A 1,446-nucleotide genomic window follows, 5' to 3' on the forward strand; every position below is an offset into this window, starting at 1 on the left:
CAGTAATAATCGAATCATATATGAACAAATATAGAGACTGTTGGAAATGTGGAATATACTGTAAGAATCTATCTTCAAAATCAAGTCATGATGAAGAGAATTCGGATAACCAAATAATTTTAATTAATAAGAAGTTACAATCAATTGTTTTTTATGTATTAAATAAATTTAGTATGTCGCTTTTTAGTACAGTATAGAAAAATGACTTTTAGAGTAGTTTATTTAGTTTGTCAGAAAAAAATGTAAGGAAAAACAAAATAAAAAGGGGTAGAAAAATGAATTCAGTTGGAATGTTAAGAACTAATAAAAATCCACTTATTTTAGCGAGATCAGTTGCGTATGTGTGTCAACATCATCAAATTGAATTTTTTTATTTTAGTCCAGAGGATGTAGATGTCAAAAATAAAAAAATAAACGCTCAATTCTTTATAAATGGAAAGTGGCTTAGAAAACTAGTCAATTATCCTGATGTTATAGATAATGAGCCAATGAGATCAGCTAATGAAGGAATATACAATTCTCTTAAAGAAAATGCTATACTTACAACAAATCCTTTGGGTGGTAAGAACAAGGTATTTAAAATGCTTGAAAATAGTCAATTATTTAAAGATGTATTAATACCTTATGTTTTAGTAGAAAAAACAGAAGATGTAATCTTATTTTTAAAAGAATATAGTAAGGTATTATTAAAGCCTGTTTTTAGTAATCAAGGAAGAAATATAGTTGTAATTGAACAAATCGATGACGTTTATAGATTCATGAATGATAACTCATCTATTACCTATTCATATAAAGAATTAATAAACATTTTAGAGACAAATTATTTAAAACCCACATTTATTTGTCAACCTTTTATAGAATCTAAAACTAAAGAAGGAAGCCCTTTTGATATTAGATTACATGTAAGAAAGAATGAACTTGGGAAATGGCAAAAAGTTAAAATCTATCCACGGATTGGAATGGGAAGAAACATCACTTCAAATATAAGCCAGGGCGGCGGAATATCACCAATAGTTCCCTTTTTACAAAGTAATTTTGGTAAAGAATGGACAAAAATAAAAGATAAACTTGAACTTTTATGTAGAACTTTCCCAAACAGATTCGAAAGTTTATATAATTACAATTTAGATGCATTAGGTATTGACTTAGGTATTGATTCGAAAGGAAACATTGGATTGTTTGAAGTAAACACTTATCCAGGTCAGCAATTTTTTTATGCAGAAGATGCTGAAGTAAGGGTTGGCTACTATAAATATTTGCTACAATTGCACACTTAAAATAATTCTAGGGTTAAAATTTATAGATTACCTTTGTTTGTTTTATTTTAGAGTTTGTTAATTAAGGATTTTCTAACCATAAAAAAAGGGGCTGGGACATAATTCCTAGCCAAAAAAAAGAATCGATTAGGTAAAAACATTTTTACTTAATCGATTCTTTTTATATATT

1 protein-coding gene is annotated in these 1,446 nt (G+C 27.3%); it reads left to right on the forward strand.

The window, feature by feature from the left end; translation table 11 throughout:
* Positions 1-275: 275 nt before the first annotated feature.
* On the forward strand, positions 276-1,277 hold the full coding sequence (locus CD118_RS11730) for a YheC/YheD family protein (RefSeq protein ID WP_103356755.1): 1,002 nt from the start codon (positions 276-278) through the stop codon (positions 1,275-1,277).
* Positions 1,278-1,446: the final 169 nt, after the last annotated feature.

This window comes from Staphylococcus coagulans (genome assembly GCF_002901995.1).
Taxonomy (GTDB): domain Bacteria; phylum Bacillota; class Bacilli; order Staphylococcales; family Staphylococcaceae; genus Staphylococcus; species Staphylococcus coagulans.